Here is a 24,730-nt window from a genome sequence, read left to right on the forward strand (position 1 = left end):
GCGCGGTGTCGTATTCGGGGGGGGTAGTGGAAGTTATACTTAGATTGTGACGAAAACTCTTATCAATTCAGTTGGGTAAGCTAACACTGTTACACGGGCATTAGCTTACCCGGATACTTAGGCCAGATAATGGCGGAACCAGGCGATGGTGCGTTCCCAAGCCAGGTCAGCGGCTGCCTTGTCATAGCGTGGTGTGGAATCATTGTGAAAACCATGATTTACACCGGGGTAAATATAAGCCTCATAGGTCTTGTTCGCGGCTTTGAGTGCTTGTTCATAAGCTGGCCAACCCGCATTAATATTGGTATCCAACTCAGCATAGTGAAGTAACAAGGGGGCTTTGATGCGGGGAACATCTTCGGGTTTAGCTTGCCGCCCATAGAAAGGGACTGCCGCCGCCAGTTCGGGGTAGGCGACAGCGGCGGCATTAGCCACTCCTCCACCATAACAAAAGCCGGTAATCCCAACTTTACCGGTGGTGGCTTCATTTGCTTTCATAAACTCAATTGCAGCAAAAAAGTCATTCATCAGTTTGGTAGGATCAATCTGCTGTTGCAGTTCACGGCCTTTATCATCATTGCCGGGATATCCGCCGACAGAGCTAAGCCCATCAGGTGCGAGTGCAATAAATCCGGCTTTTGCCACACGGCGGGCAACATCTTCAATATAGGGATTTAGCCCCCGATTCTCGTGAACAACTATTACCGCAGGAAGCGGGCCAGTTGCTTTGGCGGGGCGAACCAGATAGCCGCGAACTTCACCGTGGCCATTGGGGGAAGGGTAGGTGATATATGAAGGAATGATATCGGGATCAGTGAATTCGACTTGTTGAGCGAGTGCGTAGTTTGGAGTGAGCTGACCCAGTAGAGTGAGTGCGGTCAGGCCACCGACGGTATATTTTGCTGCCAACTCAAGGAACTGCCGCTTGGTTATCTTACCGTGGGCGTAATAATCGTAGAGTTCGAGCAGTTCGGGGGAAAAATCTTTCGCGGTAAGACGGGACATCGGCATGCTCCTTTTGTCGTGTGTAGAAACAACTTAAAAGATAGCAGAGTTACAGTTGCTAGTTTTTAGCCACTTGTATCCGATGTAAAACCCAAACGTCAGAAAGCAAAAAACCAGCCGTTAAGCTGGTTTCTTTAAATATGGTGCCCGGACTCGGAATCGAACCAAGGACACGGGGATTTTCAATCCCCTGCTCTACCGACTGAGCTATCCGGGCAACGGGGCGCATTAAACCGTATTGACCGCTGACCGTCAACGAATTTATAGCTTAAAATCGCTAAAACTGTATTGATCGCTCTCTTTTCAGGCAAAAAATGAAAAATACCGCAAAATTGTCATGAAATTATGCCTGATTCAAACATTAGCTTAGTGCCCCATTCTTACGACATTGAGCCACTTCCAATACATCTTCAGCCAGGCGTTTGGCCACTTCAACATCAATCAACTGGCGTTTAACCAGCAGTTTGCTGAGGCAACCTTCCAGAATCAGCTCCATTTGTTGTGCGACCATGCCAGCATCATCGGCATCCATCTCGTGCAACAGTTGTTGCGTATAGTTGAGCGAGGCTTGTTTTTGCTGTTCCGCCAATTGGTGGATTGGATGCTCATCATCAGGATAGAAGCTGCACGCCGCAATAAACAGGCAACCGGGATAGCGTCGGTTTTGCACTTGTTCACTGAGGGTTTGATAGCGTGCCAGTAATTTTTGTTTCGGCGATAATGTTTCATCTAGCTGCAATTGACGCCGCCAGGTATCGATCTGTTGAGCGTGGTAGCGCAAGCAATCATACAGTAACGCCTCGCGATCAGGCCAAAAGCGGGTCAAATCACTGACTTCGGCTGAAACTTCTTTTGCCAGCATCTCCAGCGTGGTGTTTGCCAGTCCTTTCTGTTCTAACAGATTGAGCGCACTGCTTAAAACTTGTTCACGTTGCACGTTGCTTTCCTCCAACATCTTATCTGGCAAATATGGCTAATCACTGCCTATTGTTAATATCACTCAATAGGTATCAGCACATTGCGCCTGCTGACTCTGTACCTTATCACTACTATGGCGAGATCTTATGAACTCTTTGCCATCACGCTGTTGCTTATTTCTCCGTGCTGAATAGGTGATGCAATTGACAACATTCCTGCACTCTGTGAAGCAGGGCGCATTTTATTGTGCATCTGCCTATAACCGTTGGTTAATAACTTATTATTCCTGTTCTTTTGCCCGATGGTTTATTGAAACGCGGTTTCTATAATGCTTATCGTGAATTGCATTACGCCCAGCATCAAGCCTTCGTTCAATGAGGGCGTTCTATCATAAGGATCGAAAATGAGTCTGCAAAATTATCCTAATCAGTTCCGCCGTCATCTACAACAAGGGCAGACCCTGATTGGTTGCTGGAGTGCTTTGGCACATCATATATCAACCGAGGTACTCGGTCTGGCGGGTTTCGATTGGTTGCTATTAGACGGCGAGCATGCTCCGAACGATGTTACGACATTTATTCCCCAGCTAATGGCGCTGAAAGGCAGTCATAGTGCAGCCGTTGTGCGCGCACCCAGTAACGAACCGATCATTCTCAAACGACTATTAGATATTGGTTTCTACAATTTTCTGATCCCTTTCGTCGAAAGTGAAGAAGACGCTATCCGCGCAGTGGCCTCAACGCGTTATCCGCCAGCTGGCATTCGTGGGGTTTCGGTATCTCATCGCGGTAACCTTTATGGAACGGTGCCGGATTATTTCGCCACTATTAACGACAACATTACTGTATTGGTACAGATCGAAAGCCAGCAAGGGGTCGATAATCTGGATGCTATCGTGGCGGTCGAGGGGGTCGATGGCATTTTTGTCGGGCCGGGTGATCTCTCTGCAGCATTAGGCTATCTCGGTCAGCCGAACCATCCTGAAGTACAAAAAGTGATTCGCCATATTTTTGATCGCGCCAAATTGCAGGGTAAACCGAGCGGTATTCTGGCTCCGGTTGATGCAGATGCTCGCCGTTATCTGGAATGGGGAGCAACATTTGTCGCGGTCGGTAGCGATTTGAGCGTATTGCGCAGTGCCACCCAGGCATTGTGCGACAGATTTAAAAAATAGTAATCAGTCTGTTTTAACCCTCTGATACCACTGTATAGGCAGCTTTCCGACTGACTTGAGGAGTGACAAATGAAAATCGGCTTTATTGGTTTAGGGATTATGGGAAAACCAATGAGTAAAAATCTGCTGAAAGCAGGTTACTCATTAACAGTCCTTGATCGGAATGCTGCGATACTGGACGAACTGCTCAGTGCCGGTGCTAGCAGGGCGTTGACGCCAAAAGCGCTGGCAGCGGAATGCGATATTATTATCACTATGTTGCCTAACTCACCTCATGTGAAGGAGGTAGTATTAGGTGAAAATGGTGTGATTGAAGGTGCCAAACCAGGATCGGTGTTGATTGATATGAGTTCAATCGCACCATTGGTTAGCCGTGAAATCAGTGCAGCTCTGGCAATCAAACAAATCGCCATGCTGGATGCACCTGTCAGTGGTGGTGAACCGAAAGCCATTGATGGCACTTTGTCCGTGATGGTTGGGGGGGATAAAGCGGTCTTCGACCAATGTCTTGCGGTGATGAAAGCCATGGGGAGCTCGGTGGTGCATACCGGTGATATTGGTGCGGGTAATGTCACCAAATTGGCTAATCAAGTGGTGGTAGCACTGAATATCGCCGCAATGTCCGAAGCATTAGTACTGGCTACTAAAGCTGGTGTAAATCCAGATTTGGTATTCCAGGCCATTCGTGGCGGTCTGGCAGGTAGTACTGTCTTGGAAGCCAAAGCCCCGATGGTGATGGATCGTAATTTTAAACCTGGCTTTCGTATTGATTTACATATCAAAGATTTGGCGAACGCTTTGGATACCTCACACGGCGTGGGCGCACAATTACCATTAACTGCGGCAGTTATGGAAATGATGCAGGCACTGAAAGTGGATGGGTTGGGAACCGCAGATCATAGCGCATTAGCTTGTTATTACGAGAAACTGGCTAAAGTTGAAGTGACGCGTTAATCGGTGGTGTACCGGCTCTGTATCGCGGCGGAAAGCTCATGAGATTAAATCATTTATGAAAATAGTCATCGCTCCGGACTCTTATAAAGAAAGTTTATCTGCGCTGGACGTTGCCGTACAGATTGAAGCGGGTTTTCGCACCCACTTTCCTGATGCGCAATATATCAAGTTACCTGTTGCTGATGGCGGAGAAGGTACGGTAGAGGCCATGGTTGCGGCAACTGATGGTCGAATTATTAAGGTGAATGTGACTGGCCCGTTAGGGGCGGAAGTTAGCGCTTTTTACGGGATATCCGGTGATGAAAAGTGTGCATTTATTGAAATGGCTGCCGCCAGTGGACTAGAACTTGTCCCTCCGGAATTACGTAATCCACTGAAAACCACCTCTTACGGTACGGGTGAATTGATTTGTAGTGCGCTGGATCAGGGCGTGAAACATATCATTATCGGCATCGGAGGGAGTGCGACCAATGACGGTGGTGCGGGAATGGCGCAGGCGCTGGGCGTTAAACTGTTGGATAAGCAAGGCAAACCGATCGGCTTTGGTGGTGGTAAACTTGCTGAGTTGGATGTGATTGATATTTCAGGGTTAGATCCGCGTATTAAGCAGTGTCAGATTGATGTTGCCTGTGATGTCACAAATCCACTGACCGGTAGCGAAGGCGCATCTGCTGTGTTTGGTTGGCAGAAAGGGGCAACACCTGCAATGGTAACCCAATTGGATGAGGGGCTATTGCATTACGCTGATGTCATTAAACGTCATCTGGATATTGATGTTGATCAGGTTGAAGGGGCGGGTGCTGCGGGGGGATTGGGTGCGGCGCTCCTGGCATTCTGTGGTGCGACCTTAAGTCCTGGTATTGATATTGTGACTGACGCATTGGGTTTGGATGCTTTAGTTCGTGATGCAACCTTTGTGGTCACTGGTGAGGGGCGGATTGACAGCCAAACCATTCATGGCAAAGTACCTATCGGTGTCGCTAGAGTGGCTAAGCGTTATAACAAGCCGGTGATTGGCATTGCAGGTAGCCTTACTGATGACGCTGATGTGGTGTATGAGCATGGACTGGATGCGATATTCAGTGTGATTTACAACATTTGTACACTCGAGCAAGCGCTGGATAATGCCGCAGATAATGTATTTAAGACTGCGCGCAATATCGCCGCTACACTGGCAATTGGTATCGCGGTCGCCGGGTCATAATATCTCGGTAAATCATTATTATTTTAAACCGAGGCCTCTCTCATGAGTGTATATAATCTTGATCCCCGACTGGCCCAGGACATCGTCACCCGAACGATGAAAATCATTGATACCAATATTAACGTGATGGATGGTAAAGGGCGGATTATTGGTAGCGGCGATGAAGAGCGCCTTGGGGAATTACATGAAGGGGCGCTATTAGCATTGTCACATGGTCGTATCGTCGATATTGATGATGCCGTCGCCCGCCAATTGCACGGCGTGAAACCGGGTATTAATTTGCCATTGCGTCTGGAGGGTGAAATTGTCGGCGTCATCGGCCTGACGGGGAATCCTGGCCAATTACGCCAATATGGTGAATTGGTTTGTATGGCGGCCGAAATGATGATGGAGCAGGCACGATTAGTACACCTGTTGGCGCAGGACAGCCGCCTGCGTGAAGAGTTGGTTCTGAACCTGATTCGTACTGAAGAGATATCGCCAGCGTTGATTGAATGGGCGCAGCGTCTTGGTGTTGATATCAATGAACCGCGTGTAGTGGCGGTGGTGGATGTGGACAGTGGTCAGTTGAGTGTTGACAGTGCCATGTCGGAATTGCAGGAGTTACAAACCTTGCTGACCACTCCCGAGCGGAACAACCTGATTGCGATTGTCTCTCTCACTGAAATGGTGGTATTGAAACCGGCGCTGAATAGTCATGGCCGGTGGGATGCAATTGACCATCGGCGGCGGATGGAATCGTTGCTATCAAGAATGACGGAGCGTGGCCGCTTACGAGTGCGCCTCTCATTGGGAAATTTTTTTACCGGCCCCGGTAGCATCGCGCGCTCATATCGTACCGCCCGTACCACCATGGCTGTAGGTAAACAGCGGATGCCTGAGCAGCGCTGTTATTATTATCAGGATTTAGTTTTACCTGTATTGCTCGATAGCTTGCGTGGTGGTTGGCAAGCCAATGAACTGGCCCTGCCTTTAGCCAAACTGCAGGCAATGGACAGTAATGGTTTATTGCTCCGTACATTGGCCTGTTGGTTTCGCAATAATGTGCAACCTACAGCGACGGCAAAAGCATTGTTTATTCACCGTAATACTTTGGAATACCGACTTAATCGTATTTCTGAATTAACTGGTCTTGATTTGGCAAATTTCGATAATCGTTTATTACTGTATGTGGCATTGCAATTGGGGGAGCAAGAATAGAATTAAAGACTTTTCTTGTAAATGTGAATAATAGAGGTGTGGTGAAGATTTTATTTATTAATAATGTTTTTTTTGATTATAATTTGAGGGTTTTGTAACTAAAATTGTTTATATTTAAGAATAATATTAGGTATTATGATATGTCTGTGTTTTTATTGAAGTATAAAATTGGACTAAAAAACTATTAGCAAAATAATCCATTCTATATAATAATGAAAAAGCAAATGCCATGGAGATATAAAATACCTCAGATTTAATCGAGTGGAAAACCATCTTAATTACTCCAGGATTGATGGCTGAGTGTTTTTATTACTTAGTGTTTTACTCGAATGGAGAAAGTAGATGAATCAGCCTCCTGGTACAACCAGTAAGCCCTTAGAGGCGATCAAAAGAATAATGGATGCATTGCTTCCTGTGTCAAAGATACAGGTTAGTCCACCACACCGAAAGTTTTCTTTCTTACCTAATAACAGGCAAATTTGCTATTTAATTCAAGATGGTTGCGTTCAGTTACATCGGACTCGCGATGGGATGATTTTACACTCGGTAAAAGCGCCCACTATTCTGGGTATGAGTAATCAATTAGTCCCTGGCGCAGAGGATTTCTTCTTTACTACAGAAACGACAACAATATTTGCGACTATCTCTGCGTCGGACGCAAAAAATATTATTGAAATTAATCAATTATGGTCTTTCTTATCTATTTTTCAGGCGTTTGTAATACGTCAGTTAAATGAGCATAGCTCAAAATTGTCTGGGCTTTCCGCGTATGAGATCACGAGAAACCAATTAATTAATTTAATGACTGAACCCGAAGAAATAAGAAGCAATATTACTGCTGTACAGTATATACAAGACCATACCAGATTATCTCGCAGTGGTATCATGAAAATGCTTTCTCAACTAAAAATGGGAGGGTACATTACTTTGGATAAAGGTCATCTGGTTGAGATCAATGATATGCCATTGAAGTACTAGGTTCTATTATTTTGTAGTAATTAAGGCTGTCTATTTTTAGACCTGAATATATTTATAAATGAGTTTGAGAATTTGTAAGATGCTTTTTTAACTCTGACAATAAATGCCATTCAGGATTTTTGATTATGAAATCTTTATTCATAGGAAAGTTTGTTAAACCATTGCTACTGACCATAATATTTTCTACTACGATTGGGTGTTCTTCACCAATCGCCACTCAGACTGAATATTCGGGTTTTTTAGGTGACTATAGCCAGCTAACTAAAGCCAAATCAGCAACAGGGCATGAGATATTGCGTTGGGTTTCGCCAAAATTATCAAGTAATAAATACACATCAATAATTTACACACCAATAATCTATTATCCGAAAGCTCAGCCCACGGATCGCGTTAGTTTAAACACGCTAAATACAATCCTTGATTATACCAATGCGCAGGTGAAAGGGGCATTAGCACAGCAACTGGCTTTGAGTTCCCAAAAATCTCCTCATACCTTGATCTTCAAAGGTGCCATTACTTCCGTCAATGCTGAGAATGAAGGTGTACAATTTTATGAAGTCCTGCCAGTTACTGCTGTTATTGCAGGCACAATGGCGGCAACAGGGCATCGCACACAACAGTCAGAACTATTTTTCGAAGCTGAGTTAATTGACAGTGAGACTGGCATGCCAGTTTTGAAAGTCGTACGTAAAGGATATGGTAAAAATTTATATAATAGTCAACAGATTATAACCAAAGCAGATGTGAAACAGGTCATCGATAACATGGTAACTGATATCAGCAAGTTTGATATCACACATAGATGATATGAATTTTATCACCCTGCCTTATCCCAGTAAGCAGGGTGGTATTGAATAGCAAAATGTCCTATCAATGCTGACGGTTCTGCAAATGCTGCAAAAATTGATCAACATCCATAAAGCCCGTCACTCTGGCGTCATTAATCTCATTACCTTGCGCATCGAAAAACAGGATGGTCGGTAAACCCAGCACATTCAACTCTTTCAACAGCGCTGCATGTTCTGCGCTGTTCGCTGTCACATCGGCTTGAAGTAACACCGTATCTGCTAGTTGGCGCTGAACCTGTTCATCACTGAAGGTGTATTTCTCAAACTCTTTACAGGCAGCACACCAGTCGGCGTACAAATCCAACATCACTGGCTTACCCTTCGCTTGCGCTAACGCCGCTTGTAACTGGGGTAAATCTGCCACTGGCTTAAACGCTAAATGTTTAATTTCACTCTGTTGCGTAGGGCTGCCGAACGCCCAGTCTTGTAGCGGACGGGCGGCAATCAACAACGCGGCCAGCAGCAATAACTGGAAAGCTCGCGCCCAGCCGGAGTGAGCTTTTAGGCTTAATATAAATGCCCAGCCGAAGAAGGCGATGGCCAGCAAACTCCATAAACGCAAGCCCCAGACATCCCCTAAAACCCGTTCCAGTAAAAACACGGGTAGCGCCAGAATGACAAAGCCGAATGCCTCTTTGACGTACTGCATCCACGGGCCACTGCGCGGGAGCAGTCTGTTGCCAAACAGGGTCACAATCACCAGCGGGATACCCATCCCTAAGGCATATAAATAGAGTGTTCCGCCGCCAGCCAACATATTACCGCTTTGGGCGATATACAGCAGAATGGCGCTGAGCGGTGCTGTGGTGCACGGCGAACAAATGAGGCCCGCCAGTGCGCCCATGGCAAAAACACCGGCCAATGAACCGCCCCGTTGGCTGCTGCTCCACTGCACCAGCCGGGTTTGCAGTGACGAAGGCAATTGCAGTGAATAGAGGCCAAACATGGATAACGCCAGCAGCACAAACAGTGCAGATAGCCCAATCAACACATAAGGGTGTTGTAGCGCGGCCTGAAATTGTAAACCCGCCGCCGCAACCACCAGACCGAGTAGGGTATAAGTCAGCGCCATCCCTTGCACATACACTATCGCCAACAACAATATTCGCCGCTGACTGTGCGGCTTTTCTCGTCCGAGAATAATAGCTGAGATCAGCGGGTACATCGGTAATACACAAGGAGTAAAGGCAATACCTATGCCAATAAGCAGCGCCCACAGCGGTGAAAAAGGTAATTCAGCCGCAACGGGAGTGGCATTGTTTGTCGCAGGTGAAATAGTGTCAGTCACCGCCGCCGTGGATGAACTGGCAGTAATGGCGGAAAGTGGAACAACCCGTGTTTCTGGCGGATAGCAGAAGCCAGCTTCGGCGCAGCCCTGATAAGTCACACTGACACTGGCTTGCTCACCGGCTTGTGTAATAGGGATTTTCAGGGTTAGCTGTTGCTTAAATATCGCCACTTCACCATAGAATTCATCATGATGAGCCTTGCCTTCCGGTAAGGTAAACGCCCCAAGAGTGGCATTATTCGGCACGATTTTGATTTGCTGGCGATACAAATAATAGTCAGGATGAATCTGCCAAGTCAGGGTGAGTTGGTCACCTTGTTGGCGAAAATCAAAGGCAAACGCCTGATCGACCGGTATAAACCGGCTCTGGCTACTTTTTTGGCCAAAAGAGGTGTTATCGCCAAATAGCGAAGCCTGTGCACTGTGCGGCGCGAGTAACACGCTGCACAGCAGCAGAATCAGAGTAATGAAGCGTTGAGCCATGACAGGTAATCTTTATCTCCGTCCCGTACCGGCAGCACCAGTAATTCCGGTGTTTGGTAGGGGTGATGTTGTTTGATATAGCTGAGAAGTGCCTGCTGATGACGGGTATTGCTCTTGAACAGAAGCTGAACTTCATACTCTTGCTGGAGCTTACCTTCCCAGTAGTAAATCGAGGTCGCACCTGGCAATAAGGTGGCGCAAGCAGCCAGTTTTTCACCTAAAACCTGCGCGGCTAAATCCTGCGCGCTGGCTTCATCAGGGGCAGTGCACAATACCACAATTGCATCACAAGTCATTGCATCACAAATATTCTCATCACAATTATTCGTATCACAATCAGACATCTTCACCTCGTAGGTCGCGCGGCTTATATGACGAAGTGGGTACTATAACGCGAGTGGATGTGGGTCAGAAGATGATTTGTGTAACAGTGGGATAGATGCGATGGATCTCGCAAATGAGAATGGGGCGCATCGCACGCCCCATTTACAGCTGATAGATTACAGAACCAGGCCGCCCATCACGAAGCCGAAACAAACGGCCAGTGCAACCCCGATGGTGCCAGGGATAAAGAACGGGTGGTTAAACACGAAGCGACCAATACGCGTGGTGCCGGTGTCATCCATTTGAACTGCGGCTACCAGTGTTGGGTAGGTTGGCAGAATGAACAGACCAGAAACCGCTGCGAAAGAAGCAATTGCCGCCAGTGGTGAAACGTTCAGTGCCATTGCCATTGGCATCAATGCCTTGGCAGTTGCAGCCTGAGAGTAAAGCAGTGCTGAACAGAAGAAGAAGATAACGGCCAGCAGCCATGAGTGAGCTTGAATCAAGCTACCCGCAGTTTCTTTAATCCAGTCCAGGTTGTGTTGTACAAAGGTATCGCCCAACCAGGCTACACCGAGGATACAAATACAAGCACTCATACCGGCTTTGAAGGTGCTGGAATTCAGGATTGAATCGGTATCAACCGAACACACCATCGTCGTGATGGTCGCCACACTCAGCATGATGATCAGGATAGCGTTAGTGGTATTCATCAATGGTGTTGCCACCAGACCGACACTTGGGCTGTTGATGATGGCATACGCCACAACACACAATACACCTGCCAGGAACAGCAGTACGGAGGTTTTAGCGCGTGGTTTAATCACTTTGACAGTGTCACCACGCAGTGTGACCAAACCTTCTTCCAAACGCTTGATGTAAATAGGGTCATCAGACAGTTTGGAGTTAAAGCACCAGGAAACGATCAGAGACATCACAAATACCGCAAGCAGGGTAGATGGGATGACTATCATCAGTAAATGTAAGTAGCTGACGCCATGACCTTCCATGACGGAAGACATGTAGACCACTGCCGCAGAAATAGGTGAGGCGGTAATGGCGATTTGCGCGGAGACCACAGCGGTAGACAGTGGGCGGCAAGGTTTGATGCCTTGTTCTTTCGCCACTTCTGCAATCACCGGCAAGGCTGACAGAGAAATGTTGCCTGTCCCGGCAAAGATGGTCAGAAAATAAGTGACCAACGGAGCAAGGATGGTGATGTGTTTTGGATTCTTACGCAGCAACTTTTCAGTTTGCTGTACCAGATAATCCATACCGCCAGCTACCTGCATTGCAGAGATGGCGGCAATAACGGCCATGATAATTGAAATAACATCGAATGGAATGCTACCGGGTTTGACACCAATGATCGCCAATACCAGAACCCCAATACCACCTGCAAAACCTATACCGATACCGCCTAACCTGGCCCCTAAAAAAATGGCCAGCAGAACGATGACTAATTCTACGGCTATCATAGTGTTTACTCCTTGATCCAAATGAAAAATTAAAGTTAAAAATTTGTATTTGCCAGAAAGTAAAAAGGCACGCTGTCCAGAGGAGCATGCGTGCCTTATAGGGCTACCGGATGATTATTTTATTGTTCATTTTCATCGGTATAACGCTTCGCTTTATATGCCGGATGCATCAGGTTCTCAACAGAGAAAATGTCGTCCAGCTCGGCTTCAGTTAATAAGCCGCGTTCCAGAACCACTTCCCGTACATTTTTACCGGTTTCCGCACAAATCTTACCCACGATGTCACCATTATGGTGACCAATGAATGGGTTCAGATAGGTAACGATTCCGATGGAATTAAAGACGTAGCGCTCGCAGACTTCTTTGTTGGCCGTGATGCCATTGATGCATTTTTCCAACAGGTTGTAACACGCATTTGTCAGGATGTGGATGGACTCAAACATCGCCTGCCCAATCACTGGCTCCATAACGTTCAACTGGAGCTGACCTGCTTCGGCCGCCATAGTAATGCAAGTGTCGTTACCGATCACCTTAAAACAAACCTGGTTAACGACTTCAGGAATAACCGGGTTCACTTTGGCTGGCATGATAGAAGAACCGGCCTGCAATTCTGGCAGGTTGATTTCATTCAGACCGGTGCGTGGGCCAGAGGAGAGCAAACGCAAGTCATTACAGATTTTTGACATCTTAACAGCCAGACGTTTCAGGGCACCGTGCACCATGACGTAAGCACCACAGTCAGAGGTCGCTTCAATCAAGTCTTCTGCTGGCACACATGGCAGACCACTGATTTCAGACAATTTCTGTATCGCTAACTGTGAGTAACCTTCAGGTGTATTTAGCGCAGTACCGATAGCCGTTGCGCCGAGGTTAACTTCCAGCAGCAACTCTGCAGTACGTTGCAGGTTTTTGGTTTCCTCTTTTAATAAGATCGCAAAGGCTTTGAATTCCTGGCCCAGCGTCATAGGTACCGCATCCTGCAATTGGGTACGGCCCATTTTCAGGATTTTCTCGAATTCTTTGGATTTTCTTTCGAAGCCTTCTTTTAACTGATTGATGGCGTCAATGAGCTTCATGATGGAAGCATAAACCGCAATGCGGAAACCCGTCGGGTAGGCATCGTTGGTGGATTGGCATTTATTCAGATGGTCATTAGGGTTAAGGTATTGATACTCACCCTTTTGATGACCCATCAGTTCCAAACCGATATTGGCCAGAACTTCGTTGGTATTCATGTTCAAAGAGGTACCGGCACCGCCTTGGAACACATCAACCGGGAACTGATCCATGCATTTCCCTTTATCCAGGACTTCATCACATGCCTGAATAATGATGTCAGCAATTTTACGTGGGATGGTATGCAACTCTTTGTTCGCCATCGCCGCCGCTTTTTTGACCATAACCATGCCGCGTACAAACTCTGGCACATCACTGATTTTGCTGTTGCTGATATAGAAGTTTTCAATCGCACGCAGGGTATGAACACCGTAGTAAGCCTCTGCGGGGACTTCTCGTGTACCTAACAGGTCTTCTTCAATACGAATGTTATTTGACATGAGAACCTTCTCTAATGTGCTGTCTTGTTTTGTATTTGTTAACTAAATTATGCCGCCGTGGGCAATATGATGCCGCAATGAACCTTAAGTGCGGAAAGATTAACCATTCATCTTATTGCTGACAGGATCATATGCTGCTTAATGATAAAAAGCCTTGAACTAGGATCACTATATGGCCGGAATTAATTGAGATGATCTGATATCTGTGATTTCTCTCACAGTTGAGCTAATCAGTAATAAAAGTATCCTCCTAACTTGAAAAGCGATTCAACCACCACCATTTTATGAGGGTCGACCCTCGTTGAAGGGGGATGCTGACGCTGAAATCCGCTAATAAGGGAAAAAAACAGTATCAGCACCAGCCGGGTCAAGGTTTTCATGGTATCTGTCAGGCAGGTTTACCCTGATGAGAGGTACTGAATGATTAGAATAAGGAGAATGCGGTGCGTTGGTTACCGTTAGCGCTGATATTTTTATTGGCATATATAGAAATATCGATATTTATCAAGGTTGCCGCTGTATTGGGTGTGCTGGTTACCCTCTTGCTGGTTATCTTCAGTTCTTGCGTGGGGATATCTCTGGTACGTAACCAAGGGATAAAAACCTTTATGCAGATGCAGCAAAAACTGGCAGCGGGTGAAAGCCCTGCGGCTGAAATGGTGAAAAGTGTGTCACTGGTCTTGGCCGGTTTCTTACTGCTGATACCTGGCTTCTTTACCGACTTCCTCGGTTTGCTGCTGCTTTTGCCTCCGATTCAAAAATCGTTGACGTTAAAATTGATGCCACATCTGAATATTTATCGTGGCGGCTTTAGTGCTGGCGGTTTTAATCATAATAATTCTGGCCCTATGGGCGGCGGAAATACCTTTGACGGCGAGTTTCAGCGCAAAGCCGATGATCACTTCATCGTAGAGCATCGTCCAGATGAGGATGATAAATCGACAGATAATCGTTTTAAAGATGATAAGTAAATCGCTTTGTTTTCTAATTGATTGTTTATTAATTATAAATTCATAAAGTAAATCATAATGCTTTCTTGAATGGGGTAACGCAGAGATGGCAAAAATGAGCCATCAGTGGGCAAGAAAAAACTGATTTTTTTTTTGCTCTCTCCCTTGAAGGGATGTGAAGTCGCCCCCATTAAGATAGCCACGGTATCGGTTGTGAAGGCAGACCGATATTAATCCTAAATCTGATACGGACCTTCTCATAGGAGAGCTATCAATGAAAATTCGTCCATTGCATGACCGCGTTATCGTCAAGCGCAAAGAAGTTGAATCCAAATCTGCTGGCGGCATCGTTCTGACTGGCACTGCAGCGGGTAAATCTACCCGTGGTGAAGTTCTGGCCGTCGGCAATGGTCGCATCCTGGATAACGGTGAGATCAAGCCGCTGGATGTGAAAGTTGGCGACATCGTTATTTTCAACGATGGCTATGGCGTGAAGTCAGAGAAGATCGACCATGAAGAAGTGTTGATCATGTCCGAAAGTGACATTCTGGCAATTGTTGAAGCGTAATTCACGCTCTCTAATCTTCTGAACTGAACGAACGAGTTAAGGGAAATCATACCAATGGCAGCTAAAGACGTAAAATTCGGTAACGACGCTCGCATCAAAATGCTACGCGGCGTAAACATTCTTGCTGATGCAGTAAAAGTGACCCTGGGCCCGAAAGGCCGTAACGTAGTTCTGGACAAGTCTTTCGGCTCTCCAACTATCACCAAAGATGGTGTTTCAGTTGCGCGTGAGATCGAACTGGAAGATAAGTTCGAGAACATGGGTGCACAGATGGTTAAAGAAGTTGCCTCTAAAGCGAACGACGCTGCGGGTGACGGCACCACTACTGCAACTGTATTGGCGCAATCCATTATCACTGAAGGCCTGAAAGCCGTTGCGGCCGGCATGAACCCAATGGATCTGAAACGCGGTATCGACAAAGCAGTTATCGCTGCAGTTGAAGAACTGAAAAAACTGTCTGTGCCTTGCTCTGATTCTAAAGCGATCGCTCAGGTAGGCACCATCTCTGCAAACTCAGACTCAACTGTGGGTGAGCTGATTGCACAAGCGATGGAAAAAGTTGGTAAAGAAGGCGTTATCACCGTTGAAGAAGGTTCAGGCCTGCAAGACGAGCTGGACGTTGTAGAAGGTATGCAGTTCGACCGCGGTTACCTGTCTCCTTACTTCATCAATAAACCAGAAACTGGTTCTATTGAACTTGAAAGCCCATTCATCCTGCTGGCTGACAAGAAAATCTCTAACATCCGCGAAATGCTGCCAGTTTTGGAAGCCGTAGCGAAAGCCGGTAAACCACTGCTGATCATTGCAGAAGATGTTGAAGGCGAAGCTCTGGCAACTCTGGTGGTTAACACCATGCGCGGTATTGTTAAAGTTGCCGCTGTTAAAGCACCTGGTTTCGGCGACCGTCGTAAAGCCATGTTGCAAGACATCGCTACCCTGACTGCGGGTACTGTTATTTCTGAAGAGATCGGCCTGGAGCTGGAAAAAACCACTCTGGAAGATCTGGGTCAGGCAAAACGTGTTGTTATCAATAAAGACACCACTATCATCATCGATGGCGTAGGCGATGAAGCTGCGATTCAGGGCCGTGTTGCTCAGATCCGTCAGCAAATTGAAGATGCAACTTCTGACTACGACAAAGAAAAACTGCAAGAGCGTGTCGCTAAACTGGCTGGCGGTGTAGCCGTTATCAAAGTTGGTGCCGCAACTGAAGTTGAAATGAAAGAGAAGAAGGCGCGCGTTGAAGATGCTCTGCACGCAACCCGTGCTGCGGTAGAAGAAGGCGTGGTTGCTGGTGGTGGTGTTGCACTGATTCGTGCTGCATCTGCTATCACAGCTGCTGGCCTGAAAGGCGACAACGAAGACCAGAACGTCGGTATTAAAGTTGCTCTGCGTGCGATGGAGTCTCCACTGCGTCAGATCGTGGTTAACGCGGGTGAAGAAGCCTCTGTTATCGCAAACAACGTTAAAGCGGGCGAAGGTAGCTACGGTTACAACGCTTACAGCGAAGAATACGGCGACATGATCGCGATGGGTATCCTGGATCCAACTAAAGTGACTCGTTCTGCTCTGCAGTACGCAGCCTCTATTGCTGGTCTGATGATCACCACCGAGTGCATGATCACTGACTTGCCACGTGATGACAAAGGTGCTGATATGGGCGCTGGCGGCATGGGTGGTATGGGCGGCATGGGCGGCATGATGTAATGCCCCAAGCCTATAGCTTTTCATTGATTGCTGATTAAGCTATAAACCTAAAGCGAGTGGGGCAACCTGCTCGCTTTTTTTATCTATTTACTACTGAACCTGTCATAACTCCGCCGCTATTCCGTCTTATACTCAGTCTTTTCTGATTCAAATTTCATAACTAAACGCCCTAAAAGCGCTTTTATTTCATTCAGTGTGATGATTGCAGGACTTTTTTTCGTTCTGACAGTAATTTAATGTGTAAACTGTTAATCATTAACCATCAGGCTCGACATCGGGTATTTGGATAATTTCGGCAGCGGATGCCTAAGCGGCAGCGATGCTTTCTGGTAATCTTTAGCGTGATTCTCAACTTCGAATGGGGAAAAAAATGCGGATTAAAGTGTTACTTGGTCTTTCAGCAGCGCTGTTGCTGGCAGGCTGTAGCTCCACTAACCAATTGAGTTCGGCGGGCGAGCAAGTGAAGTTCTCCGATACCAAACCGGGTAGTGAATGTCAGTTGGTTGGGCAGGTGACAGGTACTCAGAGCAATTGGATCTCAAGTGGTGAAAGCAGCTCTATGCGTGGTGCAGCAAATGACCTACGTAATAAAGCAGCGGCGATGGGGGGTAATGTTATCTATGGCGCAACCAGCCCGAGCGAAACCTTCTTATCCAGCTTTGCACCGCTAGACAGCAAGATGGTCGGCGAAGTTTACAAGTGCCCTTGATATCTGAAGCACGCAGGTAAATGAATCGGGGATGCTATAGCATCCCTTTTATACCCGTCATCTTTCAAATTACAGATGTGTTGGCTGCACTCAATCACCCGAATCACTTACTTGAGTAAGCTCATCGGGATTCTTTCATTTGCCGCCTTCCTGTACCTTGAAACCTATAGGGTATATACCAATGGTCATCTTTCAAATTACAGATGTGTTGGCTGCACTCAATCACCCGAATCACTTACTTGAGTAAGCTCATCGGGATTCTTTCATTTGCCGCCTTCCTGTACCTTGAAACCTATAGGGTATATACCAATGGTCATCTTTCAAATTACAGATGTGTTGGCTGCACTCAATCACCCGAATCACTTACTTGAGTAAGCTCATCGGGATTCTTTCATTTGCCGCCTTCCTGTACCTTGAAATCTATAGGGTATATACCAATGGTCATCTTTCAAATTACAGATGTGTTGGCTGCACTTCATTATTATTCATCCTGCATCAACCGGAGATCCAGCGGCGTTTTGCTAGGCTGCCCGCCGATTTCTCGTGCCAGACGGGGTACCAAATAACCCGATACGCGGCTGAGTAACCCTTTCATTAACTGCCGGGCTTCATCATCATTGACCATAAAATGAGCCGCACCTTGTACTTTATCCAGCACATGGATGTAGTAGGGCAGGATGCCGGCATCAAACAAGGCGTTACTTAATGTCGCCAAAACCTCGTCATCATCATTGACCCCACGTAGCAACACGCTCTGATTCAGTAGCGTCACACCTGCTCGCTTGAGCTGTGCCATACTGTCTCGTAATGACGCGTCAATTTCATTGGCGTGGTTGATATGTGTCACCATCAGCACCTGTAATCGCGAATCACTCAGGCGCTGACATAGCTCTGCGGTAATACGTGCGGGGATAACAACCGGCAAGCGAGTATGAATCCGCAGCCGTTTGATGTGGGAAATACTTTCAATTTCATCTAATAGCCAGCTAAGCTCACTATCTTTTGCCATTAACGGATCGCCACCCGAAAAAATGATTTCGTCCAGTTCAGGGTGTTGGCGGACATAGTCCAGCGCTTGACGCCAATTGGCCTTGTTACCTTGGTTATCCTGATAAGGGAAATGACGGCGGAAACAATAGCGGCAGTTAACGGCGCAGCCGCCCTTGACCAGCAATAGCGCGCGGTTGCGGTATTTGTGCAATAAGCCGGGGACAACACTGCGCTGCTCATCAAGCGGATCGTTGGTAAAACCGGGAGCGGCAATAAACTCCTCGCGCGCGGTGAGCACTTGCAGCAGTAAAGGGTCTGATGGGTTTCCCGGTTGCATACGCGCAACGAATGCACGAGGCACTCTTAAAGGGAATAAACGGCGCGCAGCAGTACCTTGTTGCAGGTTAGGGTGTTCATTTAACAGCAGAATTCTTAGCAATTCGTCCGGATCAGTAATTACATCGGCGAGTTGTTGCAACCAATCTTCTCTAATTGGCATGTTTCGGGTTACAATACTTGCCATTTTTTAGGCTTACTACCAGTTTCTTGAGGACCATCATGGCCAGTTATTATAGCAACGATTTTCGTCCCGGTCTTAAAATCATGTTCGAGGGCGAGCCTTATGCAGTCGAGTCCAGCGAGTTCGTAAAACCAGGCAAAGGCCAGGCTTTTGCTCGTGTTAAGATGCGCCGTCTGCTGACTGGCGGGCGCGTTGAAAAGACCTTCAAATCAACAGATTCTCTGGAAGGCGCTGACGTTAACGATCTGAACCTGACTTACCTGTACAACGACGGTGAGTTCTGGCACTTCATGAACAACGAGACTTACGAACAACTGCAAGCTGATGCTAAAGCCATTGGTGACAATGCTAAGTGGTTGATTGACCAAGCTGAATGTATCGTAACTCTGTGGAATGGTCAGCCTATTTCTGTGACCCCACCAAACTTTATTGAACTCGAAATTGTTGACACTGACCCAGGTCTGAAAGGTGATACTGCCGGTACGGGTGGTAAGCCAGCAACGCTGAGCACCGGTGCAGTGGTCAAAGTGCCACTATTCGTACAAGTTGGCGAAGTCATCAAAGTTGATACTCGCTCTGGCGAATACGTTTCTCGCGTTAAGTAAGCCAGCGCCGTAAAGCTGTGTGAAAGTTGCGCTGAGAATGAAAGAAAACCGCTTAATCGGCGGTTTTCTGCTATCTGAGGTTAGCTATCCATTACAGCAATTTAAGTCAGAAAAAGTGCAATGCTATTTTTTTGACTATCCTTATAGAGCGTATAGATAATTTCATACCATAAGGATCTTCTATAATGTTGAAGAAAAGCATCGCTGTTATTTTCTCATTGTTAGTTATCTCTTCATTGAGCGCCTGCAATACCACCAAAGGTGTGGGTAAAGATGTTCAAAGCGCAGGTAGCGCTATTGAACGCAGTGCTGAATAAATCCCCTTCATACTTCAGGCTGTATGTGTGTTGGCTACGTTCAATAACCCGAATCACTTAAGGCAGTAAGCTCATCGGGATTAATGAGGCTCACCCTGTGGGGGCATGAATGCTGTACAAATCGGTTCCACTTGCCGCCTTCCTGCAACTTGAATTATTTAGGATATATATGCATTGTTATCGGCGGCAATTAATTGTCGCCGGCTTTGCTTCTGACGGAGCAATGATATTGCTGCGTATTATTTAGCGTGATAATGTATCACTCTTATCTTAAGGCTGCCTGGGACGACCCGGCACGCATCTATTTTTTCGGGGACGACCCCACCTAAGCGAGGGGGTTACCATGGCTTGGATTATTCTGGTTATTGCAGGTCTGTTAGAAGTGATTTGGGCTATCGGCCTGAAATATTCCCATGGTTTTACGCGACTGGCACCCAGTATTGTTACGTTGGTGGCTATGGCAGCCAGTGTCTTCTTATTGGCGTACGCCATGAAAACGCTACCGGCAGGCACGGCATATGCGGTCTGGACCGGTATTGGCGCAGTGGGAACCGCTATTCTAGGCATTATGCTACTGGGTGAGTCGGCCAGTTTAGCTCGGGTATTCAGTTTGGGGCTTATTTTAGCCGGAATTATCGGGCTGAAGCTGGCGTCATAAATTATAGGGGAGGAACCTCCCCTTGTTTAACCCATATCAACTCCTCCACCGGGAAACCATAATGCTTCGCAACAGACACCAAACGATCGCGGGTTTGGTTATCAATTGTTGGTGTGCGGGATAAAATCCACAGATATTCCCGGTTAGGGCCAGCAATCAAAGCATGTTGATATGCATCATCTAAATCAATGACATTATAGCCACCATAGAACGGGCCAAAGAAAGAGACTTTCAGTGAGGCTTGTTGCGGAGAACCAATAAAATAGGCTTTGCCGATACTCTCCTGCCATTGCTGTTTCTTCGCGTTATAACCCCGATTAATAACTTTTACACCGCCATCATCACGGGGTGAGTAATTAGCCGTGACATTATCTAATCCGCGCTCAAAAGAATGATCCAACCGGGCGATTTCATACCAGGTGCCGAGATAGCGGGGTAGTTGGAAGTTATCGACGATTTTCACGTCTTTTGGCGGCGTAACACTACAAGCGACAGAAAGCAACGTTGCTGTTATTACGGATAATTTTGACCACAGACGCATCGGTATTCCTTAGTATTTTTACTATTAGCTTGTAATTGAGAATAGCTATCATCTATGAAAGAGGCAAATGGATGAATCTGAGTTATTGGTGGAATAGGGTATTGGCGGGATAAGTTGTTGGCGGTACAACAAAAAACGGCCCGGCATAAGCACGGGCCGTTGATAACGCATGGACAATTACAGTGTCAGAACACCGATGATAGCGACCACACTCAGAATGGCAGCCAGGCCATAGAACACCCATTTCCCAGCAGGAACGTGGATTTTCAAATCATGCATGGCATGGTGGATGCGGTGTAAACCACACCACAGCGGCAGAATAATCATCAGCAGCAGGAATACCCGGCCAATGAAACTCTGACAAAATGCCAGCACGCGCTCGTAGCTTAATGCTTCTCCTGGGAAGGCACCCAGTGGCAGCAAAATGGCAACCAACAGAATAACCGCCGGTGCAATAATGGCACTCCACATGCCGCCCGCACCGAACAGACCCCAGAAGATAGGTTCATCGGAGCGCTTAGGGACTTGATTCATCTTGTTCTCCTCCGGGTTAGAGTAAGGCAACGGCCAGAATAATCGCGGTAGCCACGATAGTCACAACCCACAGCGCCTTGATAACTGGCTCTGGACCCATTTTTTCGTCTTTAACAATAATATTGGCGGCCTTTGGTGCCAGTTCAAACCAGGTTTTGGTATGTAACACTGCGGCCAATAACGTAATGATATTGATCAGTAGCACCAACGGGTTTTGCAGGAATCCAACAAAGCCTTCCCACCCGGCCGGGCCACTTTTCAGTGCGAACACTCCGTAAATCAACAGAATACTGAACCAGACTGTGGGTACGGAAGTGCCTTCACGCAACATATAAAAGCGATAAAAACCGAGCTGTTGCCACCAGTTCGGGGCCATGGTACGGACGTATGCTTTACGTTTAGTAGTCATTACTGTTTCCCCTCCCTTATTGTGGTTTCAGCATGGCGATCATGAAGTCTTTCGCACTCTCAACCTTGCCTTGCTGGATAGCAGCCGCAGGGTCAACGTGCTTAGGACAAACTTCAGAACAGTAGCCAACAAAGGTACAACTCCAGACACCATTTTTGCCGTTTAGCTGTGGCATACGCTCTTTCTTACCGTGATCACGGTTATCCAGATTGTAACGGTGAGCCAGAGTGATGGCTGCCGGGCCAATAAACTCAGGATTCAGACCAAACTGTGGGCAGGCGGCATAGCACAGGCCACAGTTAATACAGCCAGAGAACTGGTGGTATTTCGCCATTTGGGCCGGAGTCTGCTTATTCGGGCCGTCTTTAGGTTTGCGTTCATTGCCAATGATATAAGGTTTGATGGCTTCCAGACTCTCAATAAAGTGAGTCATATCCACCACTAAATCGCGTTCGATTGGGAAGTTGCCCAGCGCCTCAACTTTCATCCCACCGGTATATTCGCGCAGGAAAGTCTTACAGGCGAGTTTTGGCACTTTGTTGACCATCATGCCGCACGAGCCACAAATGGCCATCCGACAAGACCAGCGATAAGACAGATCCGGTGCCAGGTTATCTTTGATATACCCCAACGCATCCAGCAGAGAGGTCTGCTCATCGTAAGGCACTTCAAAGGTTTCGAAGTGAGGTTCGCTATCACGTTCCGGGTTATAGCGCATGACTTCCATTTTCAGGAGTTTCATATCAGTCATTCGCCTGCTCCTTATCCTTTAAATCTTTTGCATCTTTGGCGTCTTTTGCATCTTGGGCGGTAGCTTCACCACCATAAACGCGTTTTGCCGGGGCCAGCTTGGTAATTTTTACGTCGCTGTATTCAAGGCGTGGTGCGCCGCCTGGGGTATGGAAGGCCAGCGTGTGTTTGAGGAAGTTCACATCATCACGCTCGGTGCAGCCTTCATCCAGACGTTGGTGCGCCCCGCGGGATTCTCTGCGATTCAGTGCCGAGTGGGCCATACATTCAGCCACATCTAAACCATAACCCAACTCGATGGTATAGAGCAGGTCGGTATTGAAAACACTGGAGTTATCGGTGATTTTCACGCGTTTGAAGCGCTCTTTCAGCTCAGCCAGTTTATCCACGGTCTTCTGCATCAGTTCCGGTGTGCGGTAAATGCCGCAACCTTCTTCCATTGATAAGCCCATCTCGTCGCGGATTTTAGACCAGTTTTCAGTCCCTTCCTGTTTCATCAGGTTGCTTAGGCGAGTTTCCACATCACGGGTCTGCGCATCCAACGCACTGCCATTGGCCGGGTTGCTTTCCATGGCGCGCGCTGCGGCTTGTTCGCCAGCAAGACGGCCAAAGACCACCAGTTCTGCCAGTGAGTTGGAGCCCAGACGGTTTGCGCCGTGCAGACCAACAGAAGAACATTCGCCAACAGCGAACAGCCCTTTGATTCGGGTTTCACACTGCTGGTTGGTTTCGATGCCACCCATGGTGTAATGTGCAGTTGGGCGCACTGGGATTGGCTCTTTAACCGGATCAACACCGACATATGCTTTCGCTAACTCACAGATGAATGGCAGGCGCTCAAGCAGTTTTTTCTCGCCCAAGTGGCGTAAGTCCAGATAGACCACATCACCACGCGGCGTGGCGATAGTGCGGCCAGCACGCCATTCATGCCAGAAGGCTTGCGATACTTTATCGCGCGGGCCTAGTTCCATGTATTTGTTCTTTGGCTCGCCGAGCGGGGTTTCTGGCCCCATGCCGTAATCCTGCAAATAACGGTAGCCGTCTTTGTTGACCAGAATACCGCCCTCACCACGACAACCTTCGGTCATCAAGATGCCTGAACCCGGTAAGCCGGTAGGGTGATATTGCACAAATTCCATGTCACGCAGAGGCACACCGTGGTGGAAGGCCATCCCCATACCATCACCGGTAACAATTCCGCCGTTGGTGTTATAACGATAAACACGACCAGCGCCGCCAGTGGCCATGACCACAGCATTGGCACGGATTTGCACCCGGGTGCCTTCCATCATATTCATGGCGACAACACCACGAGCCTGACCATCATCAACCAGAATATCCAGCACAAAATGCTCATCAAATCGTTGAATTTGTGGGTATTTTAAAGAGGTCTGGAACAGGGTGTGTAGCATGTGGAAGCCGGTTTTATCTGCTGCAAACCAGGTCCGTTCAATTTTCATTCCGCCGAAACGACGGACGTTAACAGAACCATCTGGCTTACGGCTCCATGGGCAGCCCCAAATTTCTAACTGGGCCATTTCTTCCGGGCAGCTATGGACAAAGTGGTCTACAACATCTTGTTCACATAACCAGTCGCCACCGGCTACGGTATCGTGGAAATGGTAGTCAAAGGTATCGTGGTCCTGTGTGACGGCAGCTGATCCCCCTTCGGCAGCCACAGTGTGGCTACGCATTGGGTATACTTTCGAGATCAGAGCAATCTTCAGCTGAGGGTTGGCTTCCGCTGCGGCTATTGCTGCACGTAAACCAGCTCCCCCGGCCCCGATAATGGCAAGATCGGCGTTAAAGGTTTGCACTGCGCTTCTCCATTGTTCAAGTGAAAATCTTATATCCTTCGTCCTTGACGCCGCGGTGGTGTTAACTGCAACGCCAATGGCTTTGGCTATATAAATTAAATTTCTATTCTTAATATATTTTCTGATATTTTTATTACGCTAACTTATTAGTAGGTAACGAGAATTATTCTATTAAGAATAGCTATTTCTTACTTTTTGTATGGAAATAATTATACCTAATGCTAAATGATAGAAATTTGATGTGA

The 24,730-nt window shown here is 47.2% G+C and carries 25 protein-coding genes and 1 tRNA gene; 13 read left to right on the plus strand and 13 right to left on the minus strand.

Going from position 1 to position 24,730, the window contains the following annotated elements:
• Positions 1-117: 117 nt before the first annotated feature.
• The 3 genes from yghX to FTB31_RS00175 form a co-directional block, all read right to left on the minus strand.
• Positions 118-1,005: a YghX family hydrolase gene (yghX, locus tag FTB31_RS00165; RefSeq protein ID WP_050078874.1), complete on the minus strand. Its 888-nt coding sequence runs from the start codon at positions 1,003-1,005 to the stop codon at positions 118-120.
• 141 nt (positions 1,006-1,146) lie between these two features.
• Positions 1,147-1,222 (minus strand) — tRNA-Phe (locus tag FTB31_RS00170).
• A gap of 144 nt (positions 1,223-1,366) precedes the next feature.
• Positions 1,367-1,942 (minus strand): transcriptional regulator, encoded by a 576-nt coding sequence (locus FTB31_RS00175; protein WP_050075623.1) that lies wholly within the window; start codon positions 1,940-1,942, stop codon positions 1,367-1,369.
• A gap of 384 nt (positions 1,943-2,326) precedes the next feature.
• On the opposite strand from FTB31_RS00175, the gene garL reads away from it, so the two are divergent.
• The 6 genes from garL (at position 2,327) to FTB31_RS00205 (ending at position 8,239) form a co-directional block, all read left to right on the plus strand.
• Positions 2,327-3,097, plus strand: coding sequence for a 2-dehydro-3-deoxyglucarate aldolase (gene garL, locus FTB31_RS00180; protein ID WP_050075624.1), 771 nt, complete (start codon positions 2,327-2,329; stop codon positions 3,095-3,097).
• A gap of 69 nt (positions 3,098-3,166) precedes the next feature.
• A complete protein-coding gene (gene garR, locus FTB31_RS00185; protein ID WP_050075625.1) occupies positions 3,167-4,051 on the plus strand; it encodes a 2-hydroxy-3-oxopropionate reductase in 885 nt (294 codons plus the stop codon).
• A 55-nt stretch (positions 4,052-4,106) separates the two neighbouring features.
• Positions 4,107-5,255, plus strand: coding sequence for a glycerate kinase (locus tag FTB31_RS00190; RefSeq protein WP_077295833.1), 1,149 nt, complete (start codon positions 4,107-4,109; stop codon positions 5,253-5,255).
• Between the two features lie 42 nt (positions 5,256-5,297).
• Positions 5,298-6,455: a CdaR family transcriptional regulator gene (locus tag FTB31_RS00195; protein ID WP_050075627.1), complete on the plus strand. Its 1,158-nt coding sequence runs from the start codon at positions 5,298-5,300 to the stop codon at positions 6,453-6,455.
• 342 nt (positions 6,456-6,797) lie between these two features.
• Entirely contained in the window at positions 6,798-7,433 is a 636-nt protein-coding gene (locus FTB31_RS00200) for a winged helix-turn-helix transcriptional regulator (RefSeq protein WP_050075628.1), read from the plus strand.
• A gap of 125 nt (positions 7,434-7,558) precedes the next feature.
• Positions 7,559-8,239, plus strand: coding sequence for a DUF3313 domain-containing protein (locus tag FTB31_RS00205; protein ID WP_077295837.1), 681 nt, complete (start codon positions 7,559-7,561; stop codon positions 8,237-8,239).
• A gap of 64 nt (positions 8,240-8,303) precedes the next feature.
• On the opposite strand, the gene FTB31_RS00210 is transcribed toward FTB31_RS00205, so the two are convergent.
• The 4 genes from FTB31_RS00210 to aspA form a co-directional block, all read right to left on the minus strand.
• Positions 8,304-10,052: a protein-disulfide reductase DsbD gene (locus FTB31_RS00210; protein WP_227730991.1), complete on the minus strand. Its 1,749-nt coding sequence runs from the start codon at positions 10,050-10,052 to the stop codon at positions 8,304-8,306.
• The gene (gene cutA / locus FTB31_RS00215; protein ID WP_019080730.1) at positions 10,028-10,396 is read right to left on the minus strand and encodes a divalent cation tolerance protein CutA; all 369 of its coding nucleotides are present in this window, start codon (positions 10,394-10,396) and stop codon (positions 10,028-10,030) included. Before cutA ends, FTB31_RS00210 begins: the two co-directional genes overlap by 25 nt.
• A gap of 156 nt (positions 10,397-10,552) precedes the next feature.
• On the minus strand, positions 10,553-11,854 hold the full coding sequence (locus FTB31_RS00220; RefSeq protein ID WP_005175570.1) for an anaerobic C4-dicarboxylate transporter: 1,302 nt from the start codon (positions 11,852-11,854) through the stop codon (positions 10,553-10,555).
• 119 nt (positions 11,855-11,973) lie between these two features.
• Positions 11,974-13,410: an aspartate ammonia-lyase gene (aspA, locus tag FTB31_RS00225; protein ID WP_050075631.1), complete on the minus strand. Its 1,437-nt coding sequence runs from the start codon at positions 13,408-13,410 to the stop codon at positions 11,974-11,976.
• 443 nt (positions 13,411-13,853) lie between these two features.
• Between aspA and FTB31_RS00230 the strand changes: the two genes are divergently transcribed.
• The 4 genes from FTB31_RS00230 to FTB31_RS00245 all read left to right on the plus strand — a co-directional run bounded on the left by FTB31_RS00230 (position 13,854) and on the right by FTB31_RS00245 (position 17,344).
• Positions 13,854-14,381, plus strand: coding sequence for an FxsA family protein (locus tag FTB31_RS00230; protein ID WP_050075632.1), 528 nt, complete (start codon positions 13,854-13,856; stop codon positions 14,379-14,381).
• A gap of 253 nt (positions 14,382-14,634) precedes the next feature.
• On the plus strand, positions 14,635-14,928 hold the full coding sequence (locus FTB31_RS00235; RefSeq protein WP_004391824.1) for a co-chaperone GroES: 294 nt from the start codon (positions 14,635-14,637) through the stop codon (positions 14,926-14,928).
• Between the two features lie 54 nt (positions 14,929-14,982).
• Positions 14,983-16,635, plus strand: a complete 1,653-nt coding sequence (groL, locus tag FTB31_RS00240; protein WP_050075633.1) for a chaperonin GroEL — start codon at positions 14,983-14,985, stop codon at positions 16,633-16,635.
• 370 nt (positions 16,636-17,005) lie between these two features.
• Complete coding sequence (locus FTB31_RS00245) at positions 17,006-17,344, plus strand: DUF4156 domain-containing protein (protein ID WP_005175566.1); 339 nt, start codon at positions 17,006-17,008, stop codon at positions 17,342-17,344.
• 481 nt (positions 17,345-17,825) lie between these two features.
• Here FTB31_RS00245 and epmB read toward each other — a convergent pair whose 3' ends face one another.
• Positions 17,826-18,857 (minus strand): EF-P beta-lysylation protein EpmB, encoded by a 1,032-nt coding sequence (gene epmB, locus FTB31_RS00250; RefSeq protein WP_077295841.1) that lies wholly within the window; start codon positions 18,855-18,857, stop codon positions 17,826-17,828.
• Between the two features lie 35 nt (positions 18,858-18,892).
• Between epmB and efp the strand changes: the two genes are divergently transcribed.
• The 3 genes from efp to sugE all read left to right on the plus strand — a co-directional run bounded on the left by efp (position 18,893) and on the right by sugE (position 20,434).
• The gene (gene efp, locus FTB31_RS00255; protein ID WP_005156473.1) at positions 18,893-19,459 is read left to right on the plus strand and encodes an elongation factor P; all 567 of its coding nucleotides are present in this window, start codon (positions 18,893-18,895) and stop codon (positions 19,457-19,459) included.
• Positions 19,460-19,644: 185 nt separating this feature from the next.
• On the plus strand, positions 19,645-19,776 hold the full coding sequence (locus FTB31_RS00260; RefSeq protein WP_004706993.1) for an entericidin A/B family lipoprotein: 132 nt from the start codon (positions 19,645-19,647) through the stop codon (positions 19,774-19,776).
• Between the two features lie 343 nt (positions 19,777-20,119).
• A complete protein-coding gene (gene sugE, locus FTB31_RS00265) occupies positions 20,120-20,434 on the plus strand; it encodes a quaternary ammonium compound efflux SMR transporter SugE (protein WP_050075635.1) in 315 nt (104 codons plus the stop codon).
• 1 nt (position 20,435) lies between these two features.
• On the opposite strand, the gene blc is transcribed toward sugE, so the two are convergent.
• From blc to frdA, 5 genes are all read right to left on the minus strand, one after another.
• Positions 20,436-20,975, minus strand: a complete 540-nt coding sequence (blc, locus tag FTB31_RS00270) for an outer membrane lipoprotein Blc (RefSeq protein WP_050075636.1) — start codon at positions 20,973-20,975, stop codon at positions 20,436-20,438.
• Positions 20,976-21,152: 177 nt separating this feature from the next.
• On the minus strand, positions 21,153-21,509 hold the full coding sequence (gene frdD, locus FTB31_RS00275) for a fumarate reductase subunit FrdD (RefSeq protein WP_050075637.1): 357 nt from the start codon (positions 21,507-21,509) through the stop codon (positions 21,153-21,155).
• Positions 21,510-21,525: 16 nt separating this feature from the next.
• Positions 21,526-21,918 carry a fumarate reductase subunit FrdC gene (gene frdC, locus FTB31_RS00280; RefSeq protein ID WP_005175556.1) on the minus strand — a complete coding sequence of 131 codons (393 nt, stop codon included), beginning with the start codon at positions 21,916-21,918 and terminating at the stop codon, positions 21,526-21,528.
• Positions 21,919-21,934: 16 nt separating this feature from the next.
• Positions 21,935-22,669, minus strand: coding sequence for a succinate dehydrogenase/fumarate reductase iron-sulfur subunit (locus FTB31_RS00285; RefSeq protein ID WP_005156463.1), 735 nt, complete (start codon positions 22,667-22,669; stop codon positions 21,935-21,937).
• Positions 22,662-24,485, minus strand: coding sequence for a fumarate reductase (quinol) flavoprotein subunit (gene frdA, locus FTB31_RS00290; protein WP_050075638.1), 1,824 nt, complete (start codon positions 24,483-24,485; stop codon positions 22,662-22,664). Before frdA ends, FTB31_RS00285 begins: the two co-directional genes overlap by 8 nt.
• Positions 24,486-24,730: the final 245 nt, after the last annotated feature.

Origin of the sequence: Yersinia proxima (assembly GCF_902170785.1) — a bacterium.
Lineage (GTDB): Bacteria > Pseudomonadota > Gammaproteobacteria > Enterobacterales > Enterobacteriaceae > Yersinia > Yersinia proxima.